Source organism: Klebsiella ornithinolytica NBRC 105727 = ATCC 31898, assembly GCF_001598295.1.
Taxonomy (GTDB): Bacteria; Pseudomonadota; Gammaproteobacteria; order Enterobacterales; family Enterobacteriaceae; genus Klebsiella; species Klebsiella ornithinolytica.
Window position 1 is genome coordinate 39964 of sequence record NZ_BCYR01000006.1, and the last position, 21646, is coordinate 61609.

Genomic DNA, 21646 nt, shown 5'->3' on the forward strand with positions numbered 1-21646 from the left:
GCGGCTCGACAAGCCCGGCTACGAATACTTTTTGGTGCGCCGCGTCGGCGCGGTATTGGCCGGGTCGTCCGGCCAGACATGTTTGGGATAACGTCCCTTCATCTCTTTTTGCACCTCGCGATAGGTCCCCTGCCAGAAAGCGCTGAGGTCACGGGTAATCTGCAGCGGACGCTGCGCAGGCGACAGCAGCTCCAGCACCAGCGCGATCCGCCCCTGAGCTATCGTCGGCGTGGTGGCTTCGCCAAACATCTCCTGCATACGTACCGCCAGCGCGGGCGGATTGTCGGCATGGTAGCGGATCGCTATCCGGCTTCCGGTCGGCACCGTGTAATGGGTTGGCAGTTCGCTGTCCAGCTTCTGGCGCAATGACCACGGCAACCCGTTTTGTAGCGCCTGGCGCACATCCAACGCTTTCAGCGCGCGCAGCGAGTGCACTCCGCTCATCTGCGGTAGCAGCCAGGCTTCAAGCGAGTCCAGCAGCGAAGCGTCGTCGACGGCCGGCCACGCCTCTTCTGGCAGCCATTGTGCCGCGCAGAGCAGGCGCAGACGCAGCTGTTCGGCTTCCGGCGTCCAGTTAAGCACGCCGAGGCCCTTATCGCGGATGCCGTTGAGCATCGCCTGATGCAGCTCCTCTTCCGAGGGTTTCGCCAGCGGCTGGGTTTTTAACACCAGTTGACCGATGCAGGTGCGTCGCCAGGCCTTCAGCGTCCCCTGCGTTTCATCCCATTCGACGGTATCGGAACGCTGCGCCAACCCGGGGCACTGCGCCAGCAGCGCATTGACATCCAGCGGCAGCGCCAGCAGAATCCGCGCGTCCGGCGAGGTGCTTCCCTGCAGGAGCAAAGGCGCAATCAGCCATTCGTGGCGCCCGAGCGCATCATCGGCGTCCAGCATCGCCCCCATCCCGTTGGCGAGCTGATAGCGCCCTTCCTGACCGCGGCGACGGGCAATCCGGTCGACAAATGCCGGTGCCAGCAGCGGCGCCAGGCGTTGCGCATCGGGCTGACCATCGCGGCTGCCCAGTCGCTTCAGAAGCTGTTGCGCCCGCTGCTGCCAGTTCGGCTGCTGGCGGGCAAACGCCGCGCCGAGATCGCTGTTTCCGCCGCGCGGAGGCTCTTCGAGGATCGCCGCCAGTTTCGCCGCAGTCGCCGCATCATCCGCATCAACTGCCGCTGTCAACATGGCCGCGAGCCGCGGGTCATTACCCAGGGTGGCCATTTTGCGCCCGCGTGCCGATAACCTGTCGCCCTCCAGCGCCGATAGCGCCGTCAGCAAACGTCGGGCCGCGGCCAGGTTTGCTTCCGGCGGCAAATCGAGCCAGTTCAGCTGCGCCGGATCGTGGCATCCCCACTGGAAGAGCTCCAGCAGCAGCGCCGAGAGATCGCTGTGCAGTATCTCAGGATCGCTCTGTACCGCCGCGCGTTCCGCCTGCTCTTTGCCGATCAAATGCAAACAAATCCCCGGCTCCAGACGGCCGGCGCGACCGGCGCGTTGGGTCATTGACGCCTGGCTGATGCGTTGCGTCACCAGTCGGGTTAAACCGGTACGGGCGTCAAAGCGAGCGACGCGCTCCTGGGCGCTATCGACCACCAGCCGGATACCTTCGATGGTTAAGCTGGTCTCGGCGATATTGGTTGCCAGCACCACTTTGCGCTGACCTTCGGCGGCCGGGAGAATCGCTTTACGCTGCTCGCTTAGCGGCAGCGCCCCGTACAGCGGGCAAAGCACCACATCGTCGGCCACCCGCTCAGCCAGCTGCGCCTGGACCCGCTGAATTTCCCCCACGCCCGGGAGGAACAGCAGCATCGAGCCGCGCTCCTGGCGCAGCAGCTCCGCAGCGGCGATAGCGACCGCTTCATCGAAACGCTGATGAGCGGCAAGCGCCTGAAAACGTTTTTCCACCGGGAACGCACGCCCTTCAGAGGAGAGGGTCGGAGCCGAGGGCAGCAGCCGCTGCAGACGATCGTTATCCAGCGTCGCTGACATAATCAGCAGTTTAAGATCATCGCGTAGCCCCTGCTGGACATCCAGCAGCAGCGCCAGCGCCAGATCCGCCTGCAGACTGCGCTCGTGGAACTCATCGAGGATCACCAGTCCGACGCCGCTCAGTTCGGGATCGTGCTGGATCATCCGCGTCAGAATGCCTTCAGTCACCACCTCCAGCCGCGTATTCGCTCCGACGCAGGTTTCCGCGCGCATCCGATAGCCGACGGTCGCCCCCGGTTTCTCACCCAGCAGCTCCGCCAGACGTTGTGCCACGTTGCGGGCGGCTAATCGCCGCGGCTCCAGCAGGATAATGCGCCCGTCGATATGGCCATCGGCGAGTATTTGCAGCGGCAGCCAGGTCGATTTCCCGGCGCCGGTTGGCGCAGTGAGCAATACCTGCGGCGCCTGCTGGAGTGCAGAAAGAAGTTCAGGGAGGATGGCGGCAACCGGCAATTGGGACACGAATGGCTCCGGAGGTTAACATTTGAGGGCAAGCATTGTAGCATCCTGATAATTCATTACCGAGTCTCTATCATGTCCGAGCCGAAAAGGCTGTTTTTCGCCCTTGAGCTGCCTGCTGAAGCCCAGCGGCAAATCGTTCACTGGCGCGCGGCGAACTTTGCGGAAGATGCCGGACGGCCGGTGGCCGCAGATAACCTGCACCTGACGCTGGCCTTTCTTGGCGAAGTCAGCGCGGACAAGCAGCGTGCGCTGGCGGCGCTGGCCGGACGCATCCGCCAGCCCGGATTTACGCTCACCCTCGACGATGCCGGCCAGTGGCTGCGTTCCCGCGTGGTGTGGCTCGGCACCCGCCGGCCTCCGCGCGGCCTGCTACAGCTGGCCAGCATGCTGCGCGCCCAGGCGGCACGCAGCGGTTGCTATCAAAGCCCGCAGCCGTTTCATCCGCATATCACCCTGCTGCGCGAGGCCCGCCACGCGGTGCCCATTCCGCCCCCGGGCTTCAGCTGGACTTTTGCCGTCAGTGAGTTTGTGCTTTATGAATCCCGTTTTTCCCGCGGACGCACCCGCTATACCGCGCTGGAACGTTATCCCTTCAACAAGGAAAGCTGATGCAGTTCAATCCACCTTTACAATCCGCCATCCTGATTAAGCGTTACAAACGGTTTTTGGCGGATGTGGTCACCCCCGACGGTCGGGAACTTACGCTACACTGCCCGAATACCGGCGCGATGACCGGCTGCGCGACACCCGGCGACACCGTCTGGTACTCCACGTCGGATAACCCGAAACGCAAATACGCCCATACCTGGGAATTAACGCAAACCCAACGGGGCGCGATAATTTGTGTTAATACTTTACGCGCGAATATACTGGCAAAAGAGGCGATACTGGCGGGGAACATTGTCGAACTTTCTGGCTATAACACGCTGAAAAGTGAAGTAAAATACGGCGAGGAAAAGAGTCGTATCGATATTATGTTACAGGCAGAAGAGCGACAAAACTGCTATATTGAAGTGAAATCGGTTACGTTGGCGGAAAATGACAGCGGTTATTTCCCCGATGCTGTTACCGAGCGCGGTCAAAAGCACCTTCGGGAGCTGATGAGCGTGGCGGCGGCAGGTGACCGGGCCGTAATCTTGTTCGCCGTGCTCCATTCGGCGATTGACCGTTTCTCACCCGCGCATCATATTGATGCCAGATACGCACAGCTGTTGATTGAGGCGCAAACCAAGGGGGTAGAAATTCTCGTTTATAAAGCGGAACTTTCTACCGAAATGATGACTCTGAATAAGCCGATTACCGCGGTGTTAACCCCCGGTAAATAAACGGCTAAATTGTGTCCGGGTCGCGAGCGCAAATACGCTTTTCTTCACAGGGTTGTCAAGTGTAACGTTTAGATAATTGCTATCCGGAAAAGCATCTGCTATTTATAGCGGCCTGATTTTTCCCCCAACATGGGGATCGATAGTGCGTGTTAAGGAGAAGCAACATGCAAGAAGGGCAAAACCGTAAAACATCGTCCCTGAGTATTCTCGCCATCGCTGGGGTGGAGCCATATCAAGAGAAGCCGGGCGAAGAGTATATGAACGAAGCCCAGCTGGCGCACTTCAAGCGTATTCTTGAAGCATGGCGTAATCAACTCAGGGATGAAGTGGATCGCACCGTATCGCACATGCAGGATGAAGCAGCTAACTTCCCGGATCCGGTCGACCGTGCCGCTCAGGAAGAAGAATTCAGCCTGGAACTGCGTAACCGCGACCGCGAACGTAAACTGATCAAAAAGATCGAGAAAACGCTGAAGAAAGTCGAAGACGAGGATTTCGGCTTCTGCGAATCCTGTGGCGTTGAGATTGGCATTCGCCGTCTGGAAGCGCGTCCGACCGCTGACCTGTGCATCGACTGCAAAACGCTGGCGGAAATTCGCGAAAAGCAGATGGCTGGCTAATCCGCTTCGCTATCGTATCTCCGGCGGGAGTCTCTCCCGCCTACATGTTTTATTAGTCACCCATGAATGACTCACACTATATTGGCCGCTTTGCCCCCTCACCTTCCGGCGAACTTCATTTCGGCTCTTTGATTGCCGCTCTCGGCAGCTATCTTCAGGCCCGTGCGCAAAACGGTATCTGGCGCGTACGCATTGAAGATATCGATCCGCCGCGGGAAGTCCCCGGCGCCGCCAGTACGATTCTGCGCCAGCTAGAGCACTACGGCCTGCACTGGGACGGCGAAGTGCTGTGGCAGTCGCAGCGTCACGAAGCCTACCGTGAACGGTTGGCCTGGCTGCACGAACAGGGGCTTTGCTATTACTGCACCTGTACCCGGGCCCGTATTCATGCCGTCGGCGGCGTGTATGACGGCCACTGCCGCGATTTACGACTTAGCGCAAACGACGCCGCCCTGCGCTTACGTCAGACGCGCCCGGTCCTCGCGTTTTATGACCGTCTGCGCGGCACCCTCGTCGCCGATGAAGCGCTGGCGCGGGAAGATTTCATTATCCATCGCCGCGACGGTCTGTTCGCCTATAATCTGGCGGTGGTGGTGGACGATCATTTCCAGGGGGTCAGCGAAATCGTCCGCGGGGCGGATCTTATCGAACCGACGGTGCGCCAGATTTCGCTGTATCAGCATTTTGGCTGGCAGGCTCCGGACTATGTCCATCTGCCGCTGGCAGTGAATGCCCAGGGGAATAAACTCTCCAAACAAAACCACGCCCCGGCGCTGCCGGAGGGCGATCCGCGTCCCGAAATTATGCGGGCGTTAATGTTTCTTAATCAGGATATTGAGCAGGAATGGCGAGCGTTAAGTATTGAGGATTTACTGAAGAATGCGGTAGCCAACTGGGACCCGCAAAAAATCCAGCATTCTCAAATGACTCTCGCTGAGCTATGATTAGCCGCTATTTTTCTCGTCGCCTTTCAAGTTGCTCCTGCGTTGGTGCACTTGTTCACCCCGGTCACATAGCGATCTATGCGCCTGGGACTCACAAGTTTGCCGCCTTGCTGCAACCCGAAATGCATAGAGTAATATTTTGATCTGAAGTCCGTCTGACACTACGAGGTGCAACATTTTTACCCGAGTCGCTAATTTTTGCCGTAAGGTGCTAAGCCGTGAAGAGCGCGACGCAGAAGCCGCCGTTGAACAAACGCATATGACGGTTATCCCGCGTGAACAGCATGCAATTTCCCGCAAAGATATCAGTGATAATGCCCTCAAGGTGCTCTATCGACTGAACAAGGCGGGCTATGAAGCCTATCTCGTCGGCGGTGGCGTACGTGACCTCCTGCTCGGTAAAAAACCGAAAGATTTTGACGTGACAACCAGCGCGACGCCGGATCAGGTTCGTAAACTGTTCCGCAACTGTCGTCTGGTGGGCCGTCGTTTCCGCCTGGCGCACGTGATGTTCGGGCCGGAAATCATCGAAGTCGCCACCTTCCGCGGCCACCATGAAGGACACACCACCGATCGTGTGACTTCACAGCGCGGCCAGAACGGGATGCTGCTGCGCGACAACATCTTCGGTTCGATCGAAGAAGATGCCCAGCGTCGCGACTTCACCATTAACAGCCTGTATTACAGCGTGGCTGATTTTACCGTGCGCGACTACGTCGGCGGCATGAAAGATCTGCAGGAGGGCATGATTCGCCTGATTGGCGATCCGGAAACCCGCTACCGCGAAGATCCGGTCCGCATGCTGCGCGCTGTGCGCTTTGCCGCCAAGCTCAATATGAACATCAGCGCGGAAACCGCCGAGCCGATTCCGCGTCTTGCCGCACTGCTCCATGACGTTCCTCCGGCGCGTCTGTTCGAAGAAGTCCTGAAGCTGCTGCAGGCGGGCTACGGCTATGATACCTACATGCTGCTGCGCGAATATAACCTGTTCCAGCCGCTGTTCCCGACCATCACCCGCTACTTTACCGAGCGCGGCGATAGCCCGATGGAACACATCATTACCCAGGTGCTGAAGAATACCGATAACCGCATCCATAACGATATGCGCGTTAACCCGGCGTTCCTGTTCGCGGTCATGTTCTGGTATCCGCTGCTGGAAATGGCGCAGAAAATCACCCAGGAGAGCGGTCTGGCCTATAACGACGCTTTCGCCCTGGCAATGAACGATGTGCTGGATGAAGCCTGCCGTACGCTGGCCATTCCGAAGCGTATTACCACGCTGGTACGCGATATCTGGCAGCTGCAGCTGCGCATGTCCCGCCGCCAGGGCAAACGCGCGTGGAAGCTGATGGAACATCCGAAATTCCGCGCCGCCTACGATCTGCTGGAGCTGCGTGCCGGCGCCGAGAAAAATGGCGAACTGCAGCGTCTGACCAAATGGTGGGGCGAGTTCCAGGTTGCCGCGCCGCCAGATCAAAAAGAGATGCTTAACGAGCTCGATGACGAACCCGCGCCGCGCCGCCGTCATCGTCGCCCGCGCAAACGCACCCCGCGTCAGGGTGGCGCATGACCCGCGTCTACATCGCGATCGGCAGCAATCTGGCCTCTCCTCTGGAGCAGGTCAATGCTGCCGTGACGGCGCTGGCTGCCATTCCGGACAGCCGGATGGTCGCCGTCTCCTCTTTTTACCGCACGCCGCCGCTGGGACCGCAGGATCAGCCTGACTACCTCAACGCCGCCGTCGCCCTGGACACGCATCTGCAGGCGGAAGCCCTGCTGGATCATACCCAGCGCATCGAGCTGCAGCAGGGCCGTCAACGCAAAGCCGAACGCTGGGGCCCCCGTACGCTGGATCTCGATATCATGCTGTTTGGCGATGCGGTGATAAACAGCGAGCGCCTGACGGTACCGCACTACGATATGAAAAACCGCGGTTTTATGCTGTGGCCGCTGTACGAGATTGCCCCGACGCTCCATTTCCCCGATGGCACCGCTTTGCGTGACGTGCTGGAAAACCTCGGTGCCGAAAAGCCGGCAATCTGGTCGTTCCCCCTTCCCCATTGTTAGCCATTACGGCGATCGTCGTTATCGATTGCCTAAAACCATTGCCCCTCTGAATGCTGCTGTTAGAATGCCGGTTAATATGACTTTCATCATCAGGAAACGTTATGAAACCGACCACTATCGCCCTGCTGCAGAAATGCAAACAGGAGAAGCAGCGCTTCGCCACCATCACCGCCTATGACTACAGCTTTGCGAAGCTGTTTGCCGATGAAGGGATCAACGTGATGCTGGTAGGGGATTCGCTGGGCATGACGGTGCAGGGGCACGACTCGACCTTGCCGGTGACCGTGGAAGATATCGCCTATCACACCCAGGCGGTACGTCGCGGCGCCCCCCATTGCCTGCTGCTCGCCGACCTGCCGTTTATGGCCTATGCCACCCCGGAACAGACTTTTGCTAACGCCGCCATCGTGATGCGCGCGGGCGCTAACATGGTCAAGCTTGAAGGCGGCGCCTGGCTTGCGGAAACGGTGAAAATGCTGGCGGAACGCGCGGTGCCGGTTTGCGGCCACCTTGGCCTGACCCCGCAGTCGGTCAATATTTTCGGCGGCTATAAAGTGCAGGGCCGCGGCGATGCGGCGCAGGCGCTGTTCGACGACGCGCTGGCACTGGAAGCGGCAGGCGCACAGCTGCTGGTCCTTGAGTGCGTCCCGGTCGAGCTGGCTCAGCGTATTACCGAGGCGTTAACCATTCCGGTTATCGGCATTGGTGCAGGCAACGTCACCGATGGTCAAATTCTGGTGATGCACGACGCTTTCGGGATCACCGGCGGCCATATTCCTAAATTTGCTAAAAATTTCCTGGCTGAAGCGGGCGACATGCGCGCCGCAGTGCGGCAGTATATTGCCGACGTGGAGTCCGGCGTTTATCCGGGCGAAGAACACAGTTTCCATTAAGGAGTCTTGTTGTGCTGATTATTGAATCCCTGCCGCTGCTGCGCCAGCATATCCGCCGTTTGCGCCAGGAAGGTAAGCGTATCGCGCTGGTTCCCACTATGGGCAACCTGCACGACGGCCATATGCAGCTGGTGGATACCGCAAAAGCCAGCGCCGATGTCGTGGTGGTCACTATTTTCGTCAACCCGATGCAGTTCGACCGCCCTGACGATCTGTCGCGCTACCCGCGTACGCTGCAGGATGATTGCGAAAAGCTGAACAAACGTAAGGTGGATTTTGTTTTCGCCCCCGCGCCGGCAGAGATCTATCCGCACGGTACCGAAAACCAGACCTATGTGGATGTCCCGGGGCTGTCGACCATGCTCGAGGGTGCCAGTCGTCCAGGCCACTTCCGCGGCGTATCGACCATCGTCAGCAAGCTGTTTAACCTGGTCCAGCCGGATGTCGCCTGCTTTGGCGAGAAGGACTTCCAGCAGCTGGCGCTGATTCGTAAAATGGTTGCCGACATGGGTTACGATATTGAGATAATCGGCGTGCCGATTATTCGTGCTAAAGATGGTTTGGCGCTGAGCTCACGCAACGGCTACCTCACCGCAGAGCAGCGTAAAATTGCGCCGGGCCTGTATAAAGTGCTGAGCGCCGTCGCCGGTAAGCTTGCCGCCGGTGAACGTAACCTGGATGAAATCATTACCCTTGCCGGGCAGGAGCTGAACGAGAAAGGCTTCCGCGCCGACGATATCCAGATCCGGGATGCGGATACGCTGCTGGAGCTGACGGAAACCAGTAAACGTGCGGTGATCCTGATGGCCGCATGGTTGGGACAGGCGCGGTTGATCGATAACCACATCGTCGAGCTGGGTCAGTAGACAAGGGTTAAAAATCTGGCAATATTGCCGGACATTTACTCAAAGCGGATGTCATGTCCGCTTCGTATCATTAAGGTATAGACCCTGACTAATCCGGTTGCAGACCGGCGGCAGGCAAGAGCACTACCGTCCCCCATCAGGGGAAAGTCGCTCGCCCGCCACGACCCTGCACTCTGAAGCAGGAGGGGAAGAAAGGTAGACATCATGATTCGTAATATGCTGCAGGGTAAACTCCACCGCGTTAAAGTCACGCAGGCCGACCTGCACTATGAAGGTTCCTGCGCCATTGACCAGGATTTTCTGGATGCGTCCGGTATTCTTGAAAACGAAGCGATCCACATCTGGAACGTGACCAACGGCAACCGTTTCTCCACCTATGCCATTGCCGCCGAACGTGGCTCGCGAATCATTTCGGTGAACGGCGCTGCCGCGCACTGCGCCAGCGTGGGTGACATTCTGATTATTGCCAGCTTCGTCACCATGCCTGATGAAGAAGCCCGCCGCTGGCAGCCGAAAGTGGCCTATTTTGAAGGCGACAACGAAATGAAGCGCCAGGCAAAAGCCATTCCGGTACAGGTTGCCTGATAGCCGATAGCTGACGGTGCGTCGCCCAGGCGGGGCACCGTTTATCACGGTATAAATATTACCTCATCATCACACTCTTCCCACCTCCATCAAGACCATTGGTGCGATACCACACCGGATGGCCGGTCAAAGTAAGAAGCACCTTTCTGAAGTAAACCTGTGCCAGGGGACCGGGCCAACTTTTACGCTACCACCTTAGCGTAATGCTTCATCCACTCACTGGTGGCAGAATATTCACAGGTGGATTTTTATCAGCCAGATCTTCTCCGCGGTGAATCATATCGAACGTCTGTGGTAAGTATTGCACGGCACAACCCCCATATCCTTTGATGCCGGGCGATGTGGCGCGATTGAAAAAATTTCGCCAGGAAAGTGACCAGCCTACACTCTCGAGGCGGACCCGGTCTGATAAAGGTGTAGTTGTATTCACAGCAGCTATTCCGGAAAGTAAAAAATTATATTGATTCTGATACTTTTCCGCGTCCTAATTTAACTGGCTGATTCTCATCTCCTCACTGTTCACTACCTTTCCCATTAAGGAAAAGATCTATGCGATAAAATCATGGCATGGGTATTCTGAAATCGGAGATGATCCACATTTACACTTTAATTTCTTCATCATTAAAAACCCTTAACCATAATTAACAGCAACATCCCAACCAAATTAAATAGATCTCATGAATATTTATAAATTTATATTACCATAAAAATTTTGGTGCTATTCAATTGAATGCACTCACGAATAATAACTAATCAGCACGTAATGCCTTTATATTTTTATTTTATGGTTAATCACACTCTTAAATTTACTGACTTATCAATTTTTTTGTTTTTTTAAATTGCTGACCTATGTTTGATCTTAGTCAATCTTTGAGTATGTAAAAATATCTACATTAAAACGGTAACAACAAAAATTAATAACTAAGTGCGAAAGACCTTTGACTTTATGATGGCCATCTTTTTATTTGGAACATCTGAATTAGTCATTCCCTCACGATCCACTGAAATTATAATCAGTATCTATAGTCTGGAGGGGTAATGACCTAAGGTTAATGTATAAAAAGACTGTGGTGTTTTGTTGTCTGAATGATGTGCCTTATTGTTCTCAAGATGATAACCCTGGCATTGTATCTGTTAATCAGTTATCTCTACTTCGACTTTTATCGTAATAGGTAAAATATTACATTAAAGAATACATTACTGGCCCCAGTGTTTATTTTGATTCTAAAATCATTTATTTGGTGGCCAAATATCCTTGGCTATTGGGATGAAGTGCGGTAACTGACGGAGTTATCAGCGGTGTTCTGGGAGGAGTGAGGCGCTGTTGTTGGTAATTTGATAATTATCTGACTTGCAACCTTACAGATAAATTACACGCCGAGAAAACCTAATTAAAATGCGATTAATTGAATTAGTTCAAATTTCTCGTTTTTTTTGGAAAAAAAATATGAACAGATATAAAAAAATTGAAGCTTTCTCATATGCGTTATTATCACCAATTATTGCCATGAATATTTTATGGAAGGCCGATGTATATTCAGAGAAAAACATTTATTTGGGAATGTTGATCACAGTTCAGAGTTTCATTGGCACCAGAGTAATCCTGGAGTTTATCTATAGAAATATACTCTCACATAAACCATGGTGTTATAAAAGAGGAGGCATGTTTAAGTATCCCTATTGCCTTGAAAAAAGCGTTGTGAATTTGTGGTTCTTTTTGGTTTTTATAGAGATAATCCTTATAGCTGAATACCCAACGGAACCAAAATTATTTTTATTTAAAACAATCACAGCACTAATGGTGTTATTAGGAAGCATTGAATCGGGGGATTATATTCGTAAGATAGTTAACTATGTATATAATTACTATACTCTTCATCATCACAAAAGGAAACAGTGAACTGATATAATAGTTCAGCAGTTGCTTATCATTCCATCCGGGAAGAAATTATGCGACAGTTTAGAAATGAAAATAACCAAAACATTATATATATATAATGCACAAACTATTCACTATCAAGATGCGATGTTACATCAGGTACGCATCTGAAAATCCCCGCCAGACACGCACAGAGTTTATTAGGCGTTAATCTGTTCAGGATTAACGCCTTTTAATTAAAACCGTTATATAAACCACTATTGCCACGATGAGCAGGGAAGCAACGCAAAGAGCCAAAAAATAATACTTATCCCATGTAAAATCAGACATAAATCCTGTTGATTCCGTAATCAGTCTGTACATCTTTATTTCTGGTATCAGCACGTATAACAGGACAAACACAACTGTAAACAGCAATGCTTGCCCAAACCATAATATTACGTATTGTATTGGCTTCATTAGTACACCTGTACGGTACCGAAAGCAGTTAATGGCGCTGTTACCTGTATTGTGGGCGTATTAAATCAAATAACCATAAATAAAAATGGACTTCATGCCAGACAACAAATTCTGAAAATAAATAAGATGATCTCTGAAACACCTTGTCAGGAATTTATTCGCGGGGTGGCCGGTTTCGTATCACCGGCACCATTTATCCCTGCGGCTGATTGCTGATCAATCGCGACATTGTCTCCAGCGAATCGGTCCGCAGAATATAGAGTCTTTTTAGTAAGAACGGGTTATCGCCCGGCTTCACCTTCCCTCTCACCGTGGTCACCGCCATATGAAAACCGGCGTCGTTCGCCGCCCTGACAGCCGTCGCGTTATAGCCGCCAAACGGATAAGAGAGATACAGCACGTGCGGATTAAACTGGGCAAGCGCGCGCCGCGAACGCTCAAAATCGAACAGCACATTATGGTAGCTGCGACTCAACAGAATCGGATGATGCAGGGCATCAACCCGGTGCAGGAAGTGGGTATGGGACTGTATATCAAAAACGTCCTGAATCTGCTTCAGCTCGGAAACACTCATAAACTGCAGCGATTTCGGCTCCCATTTCTGCGGGTGGCGTTTGACACGCGATGAGATAATAAATGCCGTCGCGTGAAAGCCATACTGCTTCAGAATCGGGTACGCGTAGCGGTTAACCGACTTCAGACCATCGTCAAAGGTAATCACCACCGAGCGGGCCGGCAGATTGATTTTATTACGCAGATAGCCTTCCAGCTGATACATCGTCAGCGTAGTGTAGCCCCGGTCGCGGAGCCAGGTCATCTGGTTGCTGAAGGCGCGTACCGAAGTCGTGGTAGAGGTGTGGCGAAAACGGGTGTTCTCTTCATCGCGCAGAATGTGATGGTAGGTCAGCATCGGGATACCGCGATCTTCCTGAGCATCCAGGCTGCTGACCCACGCCAGCCGGTTACCAATACGAATTTGAAACCAGGTCTGGTTGAGACGGTCTTTCAGCTTGCTGATAATGGGATAGCGCAGATTATTCGCCAGGGTGCCAAACGGCGCGCTGCCGACGGAAGGCGCATCGTACACCGGCGTATCTTTCCAGGTGAGCAGATTCTGGTTGCTCAGCGGTTTATGCAAATCGCCGAGATTGTCTTCAACCCGCTGCTTGCCCTGCACCGGTTCGAGGTGGCCTTTATCGATAAAGCCGGTGCCGAAACCGAAGCTGAATTCATAATAATCGGCGGACGTCGGCACCACGGCGATAATTTGCCCGGCCCGAATGTTCCCCACGCTCACCACGTCATTTCCGACCTGCGCCCAGATAACCGCATCTTCCGTGGTCTGCATATAGCGGGCGGGGGTCCCCTGCTGGCTAAGCAGGCTGGCTGAAGCGCTGAGCGATGTCAGTAAAAGGAACAGGGCAACAATTCGGACAAACATGCAGGTCGGACCGCTAGAGAAATCAGCCGCCATTGTAACAAAAGCGGCATCAATACCAATGCTTAATTCCCGAACGCATCATGGCGCAGGCGGAAAGGCGGATTTTTTTGCTGTTGGTGCCAGAGGCTGCTGACGACCGGGCCTCCGCTGCTTACGATCGCCTCGCGAAACGCTTCGCTGCTCAGGGTGTAGCGCAGGAGATACATACGCTCCAGTAATGGATAGCTGATACCGGAGATCACTTCACAATGGGTATGTTTATGGCTCATCAGGGCCGCCACGCGATAGGGAGGTGCTCCGGTGTGGTCGGTCAAAAAAATCACGCCATCGCCGCTGTCCGTGGCGTGCAGCGCATCGCACATCATCCGGCTCAACATATTGCTGCTAAGATTACGCCAGTAATTTACCGCCCGGCATTGCGCCAGCGGGCCAAACTTTTTTTCCAGACGATCCAGCAGTTCCTCCGCCTTCTCATCATGACAGGTAATCACCCAACCCAACATAGACAGCCTCCTTAGCAGAGAAACACTGTAACAAAGGGGATGACGCAGATGAGTGATGGCAGTCAAGATTAGCGGATAGCGCCTCGCCTGGCGGCCAGGCGCTATTTGCCGATCCGCGGTTAGCTGCGCAGACCGCGTCCACGCTGGATCAGATACCAGCACAGGGCGTAGAACAGAACAATAAACACCACCAGCACGCCAAAAGTCGTCATCAGCGGAACATCGTTGATGCCGAGGAATCCGTAGCGGAAGCCGCTGATCATGTAAACAATCGGGTTAAGGTGCGACAGCGCCTGCCAGAATGGCGGCAGCAGGGTCAGGGAGTAAAATACCCCGCCGAGGTAGGTCAGCGGCGTCAGCACGAAGGTGGGGATCAGGCTGATATCATCAAAGGTTTTGGCAAAAACCGCGTTCAGCAAACCCGCCAGCGAGAAGAGGACCGCGGTCAGCATCAGCGTCAGCCCAACGAACAGCCAGGAATGCACCTGGAACGGCACGAAGAACAACGATATCGCGGTAACCAGAATCCCTACGCACAGCCCTCGCGCCACCCCACCACCAACATAGCCGGCGATGACCACGTGCGTCGGCACCGGCGCCACCAGCAGCTCTTCGATGTTGCGCTGAAATTTCGCGCTGAAGAACGAGGAGGCCACGTTGGCATAGGCGTTGGTGATGACCGCCATCATGATCAGACCCGGCACAATAAACTGCATATAGGTAAAGCCATGCATTTCACCGATCCGCGAGCCGATCAAATTGCCAAAGATGACAAAATAGAGGGTCATGGTGATCACCGGCGGTACCAGCGTCTGGATCCAGATACGCATAAAGCGGTGAATTTCCTTGGCCCAGATGCTTTTCAGCGCGACCCAATAAAGCTGCATCATGCTGATTCTCCTTTTCTGTCATGCACCAGCGTGACAAACAGCTCTTCCAGCCGGTTGGCTTTGTTACGCATACTTAACACCTGAACTCCCTGAGCACTCAGCTGGGCAAATACGCTGTTAATCCCCTGCTCGCGCAGCACTTCGACTTCCAGCGTGGAGGTATCCACCAGGCGATACTGGTAACCTTCCAGCGTCGGCAGCGGGCTTTTCGGCGCCAGATCAAGGATGAACGTTTCTGATTTCAACTTGGCAAGCAGCGCCTTCATCGAGGTGTTTTCCACCAGCTCTCCGCGTTGAATAATCCCGATATTGCGGCACAGCATCTCCGCCTCTTCCAGGTAATGGGTGGTCAGGATGATGGTGGTGCCTTTATCGTTCAAATCCTTGAGAAACCCCCACATCGAGCGGCGAAGTTCGATATCCACCCCTGCGGTGGGTTCATCAAGGATCAGCAGTTTGGGTTCATGCATCAACGCGCGGGCAATCATCAGGCGTCGTTTCATCCCGCCGGAGAGCATCCGTGCACGTTCGTTGCGCTTTTCCCACAGATCGAGCTGTTTTAAGTACTTTTCGCTGCGCAGAAGCGCTTCTTTATGCTCCACGCCGTAGTAGCCGGCCTGGTGAACGACGATCTGCTGGACGGTTTCAAACGGGTTGAAGTTGAACTCCTGCGGCACCAGCCCGAGCTGACGCTTGGCGTTCACCACGTCCTTTTGCAGGTCGTAGCCAAAGACGTTGACCTCACCGGAGGTTTTATTTACCAGCGAACTGATAATGCCAATCGTGGTGGATTTTCCCGCCCCGTTAGGGCCGAGCAGCGCATAAAAATCCCCTGCTTCCACCTGCAGATCGATTCCCCGAAGCGCCTGAACCCCGCCGGGGTAGGTCTTGGTGAGCTGTTTTAATTCCAGAGCAATGGTCATTAAATATCTCTTCTCGTGTCATGACACGCGATGGGTTGTTTTAAATAAAGTGAGGTTAACCTATATTAGCCCAACGCACTTACTTGGTTACAGGCCGTAAACGTCCATGAATGATATAGATACACTCATCAGCAATAATGCACTATGGTCAAAAATGCTGGTGGAAGAAGACCCCGGCTTTTTCGCAAAATTGTCACAAGCGCAGAAGCCACGCTTTCTGTGGATTGGATGTTCTGATAGCCGTGTTCCTGCGGAACGGTTAACCGGCCTTGAGCCCGGTGAACTGTTTGTCCATCGTAACGTCGCTAATCTGGTGATTCATACCGACCTGAACTGTCTTTCCGTGGTGCAGTATGCCGTTGACGTGCTGGAAGTCGAGCATATCATCATCTGCGGCCACTACGGCTGCGGCGGCGTGCAGGCGGCAGTAGAAAACACCGAGCTGGGGCTTATCGACAACTGGCTGCTGCATATTCGCGATATCTGGTTCAAACACAGTTCGCTGCTGGGCGAAATGCCTGAAGAGCGTCGACTGGATACATTATGTGAACTGAACGTGATGGAGCAGGTTTATAACCTGGGCCACTCGACCATTATGCAGTCGGCGTGGAAGCGGGGTCAGAAGGTCACCATCCACGGCTGGGCCTACGGTATCCATGACGGGCTGTTACGCGATCTTGATGTGACTGCCGTCAGCCGCGAAACCCTTGAACAGCGCTACCGCCACGGAATTTCCAACCTCAAGAGCAAACACGTCAACCACAAGTAAGCCGCCCGCTTCAGAAAACCCCGGCAGCGCGGTGCGCCATCGTCCGGGGTTGCATGAAACCTTACTCGTCCAGCAGCACCACTTTGCCGACGTACGGCAGATGGCGATAGCGCTGAGCGTAATCAATCCCGTAGCCGACCACGAACTCATCCGGGATAGCAAAGCCAACAAACTCTACCGGCACGTTCACTTCACGGCGGCTAGGCTTGTCCAGCAGCGTACAAATAGCCAGAGATTTCGGCTCACGCAGGCTGAGAATTTCACGCACTTTAGACAGCGTGTTGCCGGAATCGATAATGTCTTCCACAATCAATACGTCTTTACCGCGAATGTCTTCATCCAGATCTTTCAGGATTTTAACGTCACGGGTCGTCGACATGCCGCTGCCGTAGCTGGAGGCGGTCATAAAATCGACTTCATGCGGCACCTGCACTTCACGACACAGATCGGCCATAAACATAAATGAGCCGCGCAGCAGCCCCACCAGCACCATCTCGCTGCCGCTGTCTTTGTAGCATTCGTTGATTTGACGACCCAGTTCGGCGATACGCGCTTTGATCTCGGCTTCCGGGATCATCACTTCTACAGTATGTTTCATTAAACTAACCATTTGATTCTTAAGATAAATCATCAACACCGCTGCGAATGCACCGACATTGACCGGCAAGCTATGCAGTATACCAGTAAAAAGAAATATGCGATGCAGGGAATAATAAAGCCCATTTTGTGATTCCGATCACACTTGTTAAATCCTATAATTAATTGCAATTAAAAAATTAACAAACAACCGAGTGTCTTTCTATGGCAGAAACAAAGTCTCAACAATCACGGCTTCTCGTGACGCTGACAGCTCTCTTTGCAGCGTTCTGCGGCCTGTATCTTCTTATTGGCGGGGTATGGCTGGCGGCCATTGGCGGCTCCTGGTATTACCCTATTGCTGGCCTCGTCATGCTGGCCGTCACCGTGATGCTGTTGCGGGGCAAACGCGCAGCGCTCTGGCTCTATGCCGCGCTGCTTCTCGCCACCATGATCTGGGGCGTCTGGGAAGTCGGCTTTGACTTCTGGGCGCTTACGCCGCGTAGCGATATTCTGGTCTTCTTCGGCATCTGGCTCATTTTACCTTTTGTCTGGCGTCGTCTGCCGATCCCATCGGCCGGCGCGGTCGCCGGTCTGGTTGTGGCCCTGCTGATCAGCGGCGGTATCCTGACCTGGGCCGGTTTTAACGATCCGCAGGAAGTGAACGGTACCCTGAATGCCGATGCGACGCCTGCGGCGCCGATCTCCGCGGTTGCCGATGGCGACTGGCCGGCGTACGGCCGTAACCAGGAAGGCCAACGTTATTCACCGCTGAAGCAAATCAACGCCGATAACGTGAAAAACCTGAAGGAAGCCTGGGTATTCCGCACCGGCGACCTGAAGCAGCCCAACGATCCGGGTGAAATCACCAACGAAGTGACGCCGATTAAAGTGGGGAACATGCTGTACCTGTGTACCGCCCATCAGCGTCTGTTTGCCCTTGATGCGGCTACCGGGAAAGAAAAATGGCACTTTGACCCGCAGCTGAACGCGGATCCGTCCTTCCAGCACGTCACCTGCCGCGGCGTCTCTTATCACGAAGCGAAAGCAGACAACGCGCCGGCAGATGTCGTCGCCAACTGTCCGCGCCGGATTATCCTGCCGGTCAACGATGGTCGCCTGTTCGCCATTAACGCCGACAACGGCCAGCTGTGCGAATCCTTTGCCAACAAAGGGATTCTCAACCTGCAGACCAACATGCCGGTCACCACGCCGGGGATGTACGAACCGACGTCGCCACCGATCGTGACCGATACCACCATTATCATTGCCGGTGCCGTGACCGATAACTTCTCGACGCGCGAACCATCGGGCGTCATTCGCGGCTTTGATGTCAACACCGGTAAACTGCTGTGGGTCTTCGATCCGGGCGCGAAAGATCCGAACGCCATTCCGGATGATGAACATCACTTCACGCTGAACTCCCCTAACTCCTGGGCGCCTGCGGCCTATGATGCGAAGCTGGACCTCGTGTACCTGCCGATGGGCGTGACCACTCCGGATATCTGGGGCGGTAACCGTACGCCGGAGCAGGAACGCTACGCCAGCTCTATCGTGGCGCTGAACGCGACCACCGGTAAACTGGTATGGAGCTATCAGACCGTTCACCACGATCTGTGGGACATGGATATGCCGTCTCAGCCTACGCTGGCGGATATCGACGTTAACGGTAAAACCGTTCCGGTCATCTACGCACCGGCCAAAACCGGTAATATCTTCGTCCTTGACCGTCGTAACGGCGAACTGGTCGTCCCGGCACCGGAAAAACCGGTTCCTCAGGGGGCAGCGAAAGGCGATTATGTCTCTAAAACTCAGCCATTCTCCGACCTGAGCTTCCGTCCGAAGAAAGATTTGACCGGCGCGGATATGTGGGGCGCCACCATGTTCGATCAGCTGGTGTGCCGCGTGATCTTCCACCAGCTGCGTTATGAAGGCATCTTCACCCCGCCGTCAGAACAAGGCACGCTGGTCTTCCCGGGTAACCTGGGGATGTTTGAATGGGGCGGGATTTCCGTTGACCCGAACCGCCAGGTGGCCATCGCCAACCCAATGGCGCTGCCGTTTGTATCGAAACTGATCCCACGCGGCCCGGGCAATCCGATGGAGCCGCCGAAAGACGCGAAAGGTTCCGGTACCGAATCCGGTATCCAGCCGCAGTATGGCGTACCGTTCGGCGTGACCCTCAACGCCTTCCTGTCGCCGTTTGGCCTGCCGTGCAAACAGCCGGCCTGGGGTTACATCTCCGCGTTGGATCTGAAGACCAACGAAGTGGTATGGAAAAAACGTATCGGTACGCCGCAGGATAGCCTGCCGTTCCCGATGCCGGTCCAGCTGCCGTTTAACCTTGGTATGCCGATGCTTGGCGGCCCGATCTCCACCGCCGGCAACGTGCTGTTTATTGGCGCTACCGCCGATAACTACCTGCGCGCATACAACATGAGCAACGGTGAAAAACTGTGGCAGGCCCGTCTGCCGGCAGGCGGCCAGGCGACGCCAATGACCTATGAAGTGAATGGCAAACAGTATGTGGTCATCGCCGCAGGCGGCCACGGCTCGTTTGGCACGAAGATGGGGGACTATATCGTCGCCTATGCACTGCCTGATGAGGCGAAATAAGCCCCAGGCAAAAACGCAGTAACAAAACAGAAGGCCCGGTGAACACCGGGCCTTTTTTTACGCGTGCATAATATCCCCTGCGAAGGGGAACTAGACCGTAAAGCCGAGCATCATGCCGGTATCTTCATGTTCCAGCAGATGGCAGTGCGCCATATAGGCATGCTCTTTCGACGCCTCGTGATCGAACTTCACCAGCACTTCACTGACGCCCCCCTCAACCCGTACGGTATCTTTCCAGCCTGAACGATGCGCGGCAGGCGCAGCGCCATTCTCCGACAGAATACGGAACTGGGTACCGTGAATATGGAACGGGTGCAGCATCATGTCGCCTTTGCCGGAAATCACCCAACGCTCATATTGCCCTTTTGCCGCGGCAAACATCGGGAGATTCATATCAAAGGCTTTGCCATTGATCCGGTTAGCATTATGGAAATCGAAACCGTCGGCACCGTGGTTCATCTGTCCCATGCCGCCGTGGTTCATGTTCCCCATATCGCCATGATTCATCTGCCCCTTGTCGCTCATATTGCCCATCATGCCGTGCCCCATATTGCCGTGATCCATCATGCTACCGTGGTTCATGCCGGACATCGCCTGATCGCCATATTTTTGCATCAGCGCCTGCATTCCCATCATGTCCAGCATCGGATCCATCGACAGCTGGAGCGTGCGCTGTGTCAGCCCCTCCAGCGACGGCAGCGCCGGCATGCTGACCAAAGAATCCGGCAGTGTGCCGGATGCCTGGATCGTCAGCGGCTGGATGCACAAGACCGGCTGCGGCTTGTCGAACGGCGCGATCGCCATCCCCATCTGGCTCACCGGCAAGGTGATCAGGTCGAAGGCTTTACCATCGCGGGTATCCACCAGAACTTCAAAGCGCTCACCCATTAATACCGGCAGCCCGGTGACCTTCACCGGCTCGGCAAGCAGTCCACCGTCGCTGGCGATAACGTACATCGGCCGGTTATCGCTGGTGGAGAAATTCAGCGAGCGGGCGTTACAACCGTTCAGTAAACGCAAGCGAAGCCAGCCGCGCGGCGCGGCGTGTTCAGGATAGAGTGCCCCGTTCGCCAGTAAGGTATCGCCAAACCAGCCGACCGCCGCGCTCATCATGTCGAGCTGATAATCAATCTCCCCGGCAGCGGTAAAACGCTTATCCTGCACAATCACCGGTACGTCATCGATCCCCCACTGCTTCGGCAGCAGCAGCTGCTCGCTTTCTTCATCAGAAATCAGTACCAGCCCCGCCAGCCCCATCGCCACCTGGCGACCGGTTTTTCCATGCTGGTGCGGGTGGAACCAGCAGGTGGCGGCCCGCTGGCTGGGAGTAAAATTCACGCTGCGGGAGGCGCCTGGCGCAATGATCCCCTGTGGACCGCCGTCGACCTCACCCGGCACCTCCAGCCCATGCCAGTGAACGGTCGTCTCTTCGGCCAGGCGGTTGTGAATATCCACGGTCACCGCCTCCCCTTTTTTGAGCTTCAGCGCCGGCCCCAGCAGATTGCCGTTATAACCCCAGGTGGTCGCCTGATGCGGACCAAACTGCGTTTTTCCGGCCTGGATCGTTAATGTGATGCGATTACGTGCGTCGGCGGTCAGCAGATTAGGCACCGGCAGAGCCGGGCGGCTGGCGGCGAAAACCGAACGGCTCCAGAGCGGCAGCGCGCTGAATACGCCGGCCGCTGCGGTTAATTTGATAAATTCACGACGTTGCATTTTCACATCCTTTTTATTCTGCTGGTGAACTTTTGAGCTTAAACCTTCCACCAACAGGAAGGTCAAGCAGAAGAGTAAGAATAAAGCTCTACGTAGTGTAAAGAAGTATGCTAACTTTGAGCGTCC

The 21646-nt window shown here is 54.9% G+C and carries 18 protein-coding genes; 11 read left to right on the forward strand and 7 right to left on the reverse strand.

Annotation, left to right across the window (positions count from 1 at the left end):
• Positions 1 to 18: 18 nt before the first annotated feature.
• Positions 19 to 2448: an ATP-dependent helicase HrpB gene (hrpB, locus tag ROR01S_RS13370; RefSeq protein ID WP_064359573.1), complete on the reverse strand. Its 2430-nt coding sequence runs from the start codon at positions 2446 to 2448 to the stop codon at positions 19 to 21.
• 72 nt (positions 2449 to 2520) lie between these two features.
• Here hrpB and thpR point away from each other — a divergent pair, with 72 nt between their 5' ends.
• The 9 genes from thpR to panD all read left to right on the forward strand — a co-directional run bounded on the left by thpR (position 2521) and on the right by panD (position 9748).
• A complete protein-coding gene (gene thpR / locus ROR01S_RS13375) occupies positions 2521 to 3057 on the forward strand; it encodes an RNA 2',3'-cyclic phosphodiesterase (RefSeq protein WP_004858022.1) in 537 nt (178 codons plus the stop codon).
• Positions 3057 to 3773 carry a DNA/RNA nuclease SfsA gene (sfsA, locus tag ROR01S_RS13380; protein ID WP_004858020.1) on the forward strand — a complete coding sequence of 239 codons (717 nt, stop codon included), beginning with the start codon at positions 3057 to 3059 and terminating at the stop codon, positions 3771 to 3773. Before thpR ends, sfsA begins: the two co-directional genes overlap by 1 nt.
• Before the next feature lie 164 nt (positions 3774 to 3937).
• Positions 3938 to 4393 (forward strand): RNA polymerase-binding protein DksA, encoded by a 456-nt coding sequence (gene dksA, locus ROR01S_RS13385; RefSeq protein WP_004858018.1) that lies wholly within the window; start codon positions 3938 to 3940, stop codon positions 4391 to 4393.
• A 62-nt stretch (positions 4394 to 4455) separates the two neighbouring features.
• On the forward strand, positions 4456 to 5337 hold the full coding sequence (gluQRS, locus tag ROR01S_RS13390; protein ID WP_004858016.1) for a tRNA glutamyl-Q(34) synthetase GluQRS: 882 nt from the start codon (positions 4456 to 4458) through the stop codon (positions 5335 to 5337).
• A 175-nt stretch (positions 5338 to 5512) separates the two neighbouring features.
• Positions 5513 to 6907 carry a polynucleotide adenylyltransferase PcnB gene (gene pcnB / locus ROR01S_RS13395; protein WP_071824645.1) on the forward strand — a complete coding sequence of 465 codons (1395 nt, stop codon included), beginning with the start codon at positions 5513 to 5515 and terminating at the stop codon, positions 6905 to 6907.
• A complete protein-coding gene (gene folK, locus ROR01S_RS13400) occupies positions 6904 to 7404 on the forward strand; it encodes a 2-amino-4-hydroxy-6-hydroxymethyldihydropteridine diphosphokinase (protein WP_032716579.1) in 501 nt (166 codons plus the stop codon). Before pcnB ends, folK begins: the two co-directional genes overlap by 4 nt.
• A 101-nt stretch (positions 7405 to 7505) precedes the next feature.
• Entirely contained in the window at positions 7506 to 8297 is a 792-nt protein-coding gene (gene panB / locus ROR01S_RS13405; protein WP_004858008.1) for a 3-methyl-2-oxobutanoate hydroxymethyltransferase, read from the forward strand.
• Positions 8298 to 8308: 11 nt separating this feature from the next.
• Complete coding sequence (panC, locus tag ROR01S_RS13410; protein WP_004858005.1) at positions 8309 to 9163, forward strand: pantoate--beta-alanine ligase; 855 nt, start codon at positions 8309 to 8311, stop codon at positions 9161 to 9163.
• A gap of 204 nt (positions 9164 to 9367) precedes the next feature.
• Complete coding sequence (gene panD, locus ROR01S_RS13415) at positions 9368 to 9748, forward strand: aspartate 1-decarboxylase (protein WP_004858002.1); 381 nt, start codon at positions 9368 to 9370, stop codon at positions 9746 to 9748.
• 2531 nt (positions 9749 to 12279) lie between these two features.
• Here the strand turns inward: panD and ROR01S_RS13430 are convergent.
• From ROR01S_RS13430 to ROR01S_RS13445, 4 genes are all read right to left on the reverse strand, one after another.
• Complete coding sequence (locus ROR01S_RS13430) at positions 12280 to 13527, reverse strand: polysaccharide deacetylase family protein (RefSeq protein ID WP_064359622.1); 1248 nt, start codon at positions 13525 to 13527, stop codon at positions 12280 to 12282.
• A 62-nt stretch (positions 13528 to 13589) separates the two neighbouring features.
• Positions 13590 to 14030, reverse strand: a complete 441-nt coding sequence (locus tag ROR01S_RS13435) for a PTS sugar transporter subunit IIA (protein WP_004857996.1) — start codon at positions 14028 to 14030, stop codon at positions 13590 to 13592.
• Positions 14031 to 14149: 119 nt separating this feature from the next.
• Positions 14150 to 14920, reverse strand: a complete 771-nt coding sequence (locus ROR01S_RS13440) for an ABC transporter permease (protein WP_015585134.1) — start codon at positions 14918 to 14920, stop codon at positions 14150 to 14152.
• Positions 14917 to 15843: an ABC transporter ATP-binding protein gene (locus ROR01S_RS13445; protein WP_004857993.1), complete on the reverse strand. Its 927-nt coding sequence runs from the start codon at positions 15841 to 15843 to the stop codon at positions 14917 to 14919. The genes ROR01S_RS13440 and ROR01S_RS13445 overlap by 4 nt, the downstream gene beginning before the upstream one ends.
• Before the next feature lie 106 nt (positions 15844 to 15949).
• On the opposite strand from ROR01S_RS13445, the gene can reads away from it, so the two are divergent.
• Complete coding sequence (can, locus tag ROR01S_RS13450) at positions 15950 to 16612, forward strand: carbonate dehydratase (protein WP_004857991.1); 663 nt, start codon at positions 15950 to 15952, stop codon at positions 16610 to 16612.
• A gap of 61 nt (positions 16613 to 16673) precedes the next feature.
• On the opposite strand, the gene hpt is transcribed toward can, so the two are convergent.
• Positions 16674 to 17210 carry a hypoxanthine phosphoribosyltransferase gene (gene hpt, locus ROR01S_RS13455; RefSeq protein WP_015585135.1) on the reverse strand — a complete coding sequence of 179 codons (537 nt, stop codon included), beginning with the start codon at positions 17208 to 17210 and terminating at the stop codon, positions 16674 to 16676.
• Between the two features lie 203 nt (positions 17211 to 17413).
• Between hpt and ROR01S_RS13460 the strand changes: the two genes are divergently transcribed.
• Positions 17414 to 19804 (forward strand): glucose/quinate/shikimate family membrane-bound PQQ-dependent dehydrogenase, encoded by a 2391-nt coding sequence (locus ROR01S_RS13460; protein WP_004857943.1) that lies wholly within the window; start codon positions 17414 to 17416, stop codon positions 19802 to 19804.
• Between the two features lie 90 nt (positions 19805 to 19894).
• Here ROR01S_RS13460 and cueO read toward each other — a convergent pair whose 3' ends face one another.
• On the reverse strand, positions 19895 to 21520 hold the full coding sequence (cueO, locus tag ROR01S_RS13465) for a multicopper oxidase CueO (RefSeq protein ID WP_064359576.1): 1626 nt from the start codon (positions 21518 to 21520) through the stop codon (positions 19895 to 19897).
• Positions 21521 to 21646 lie beyond the last annotated feature (126 nt).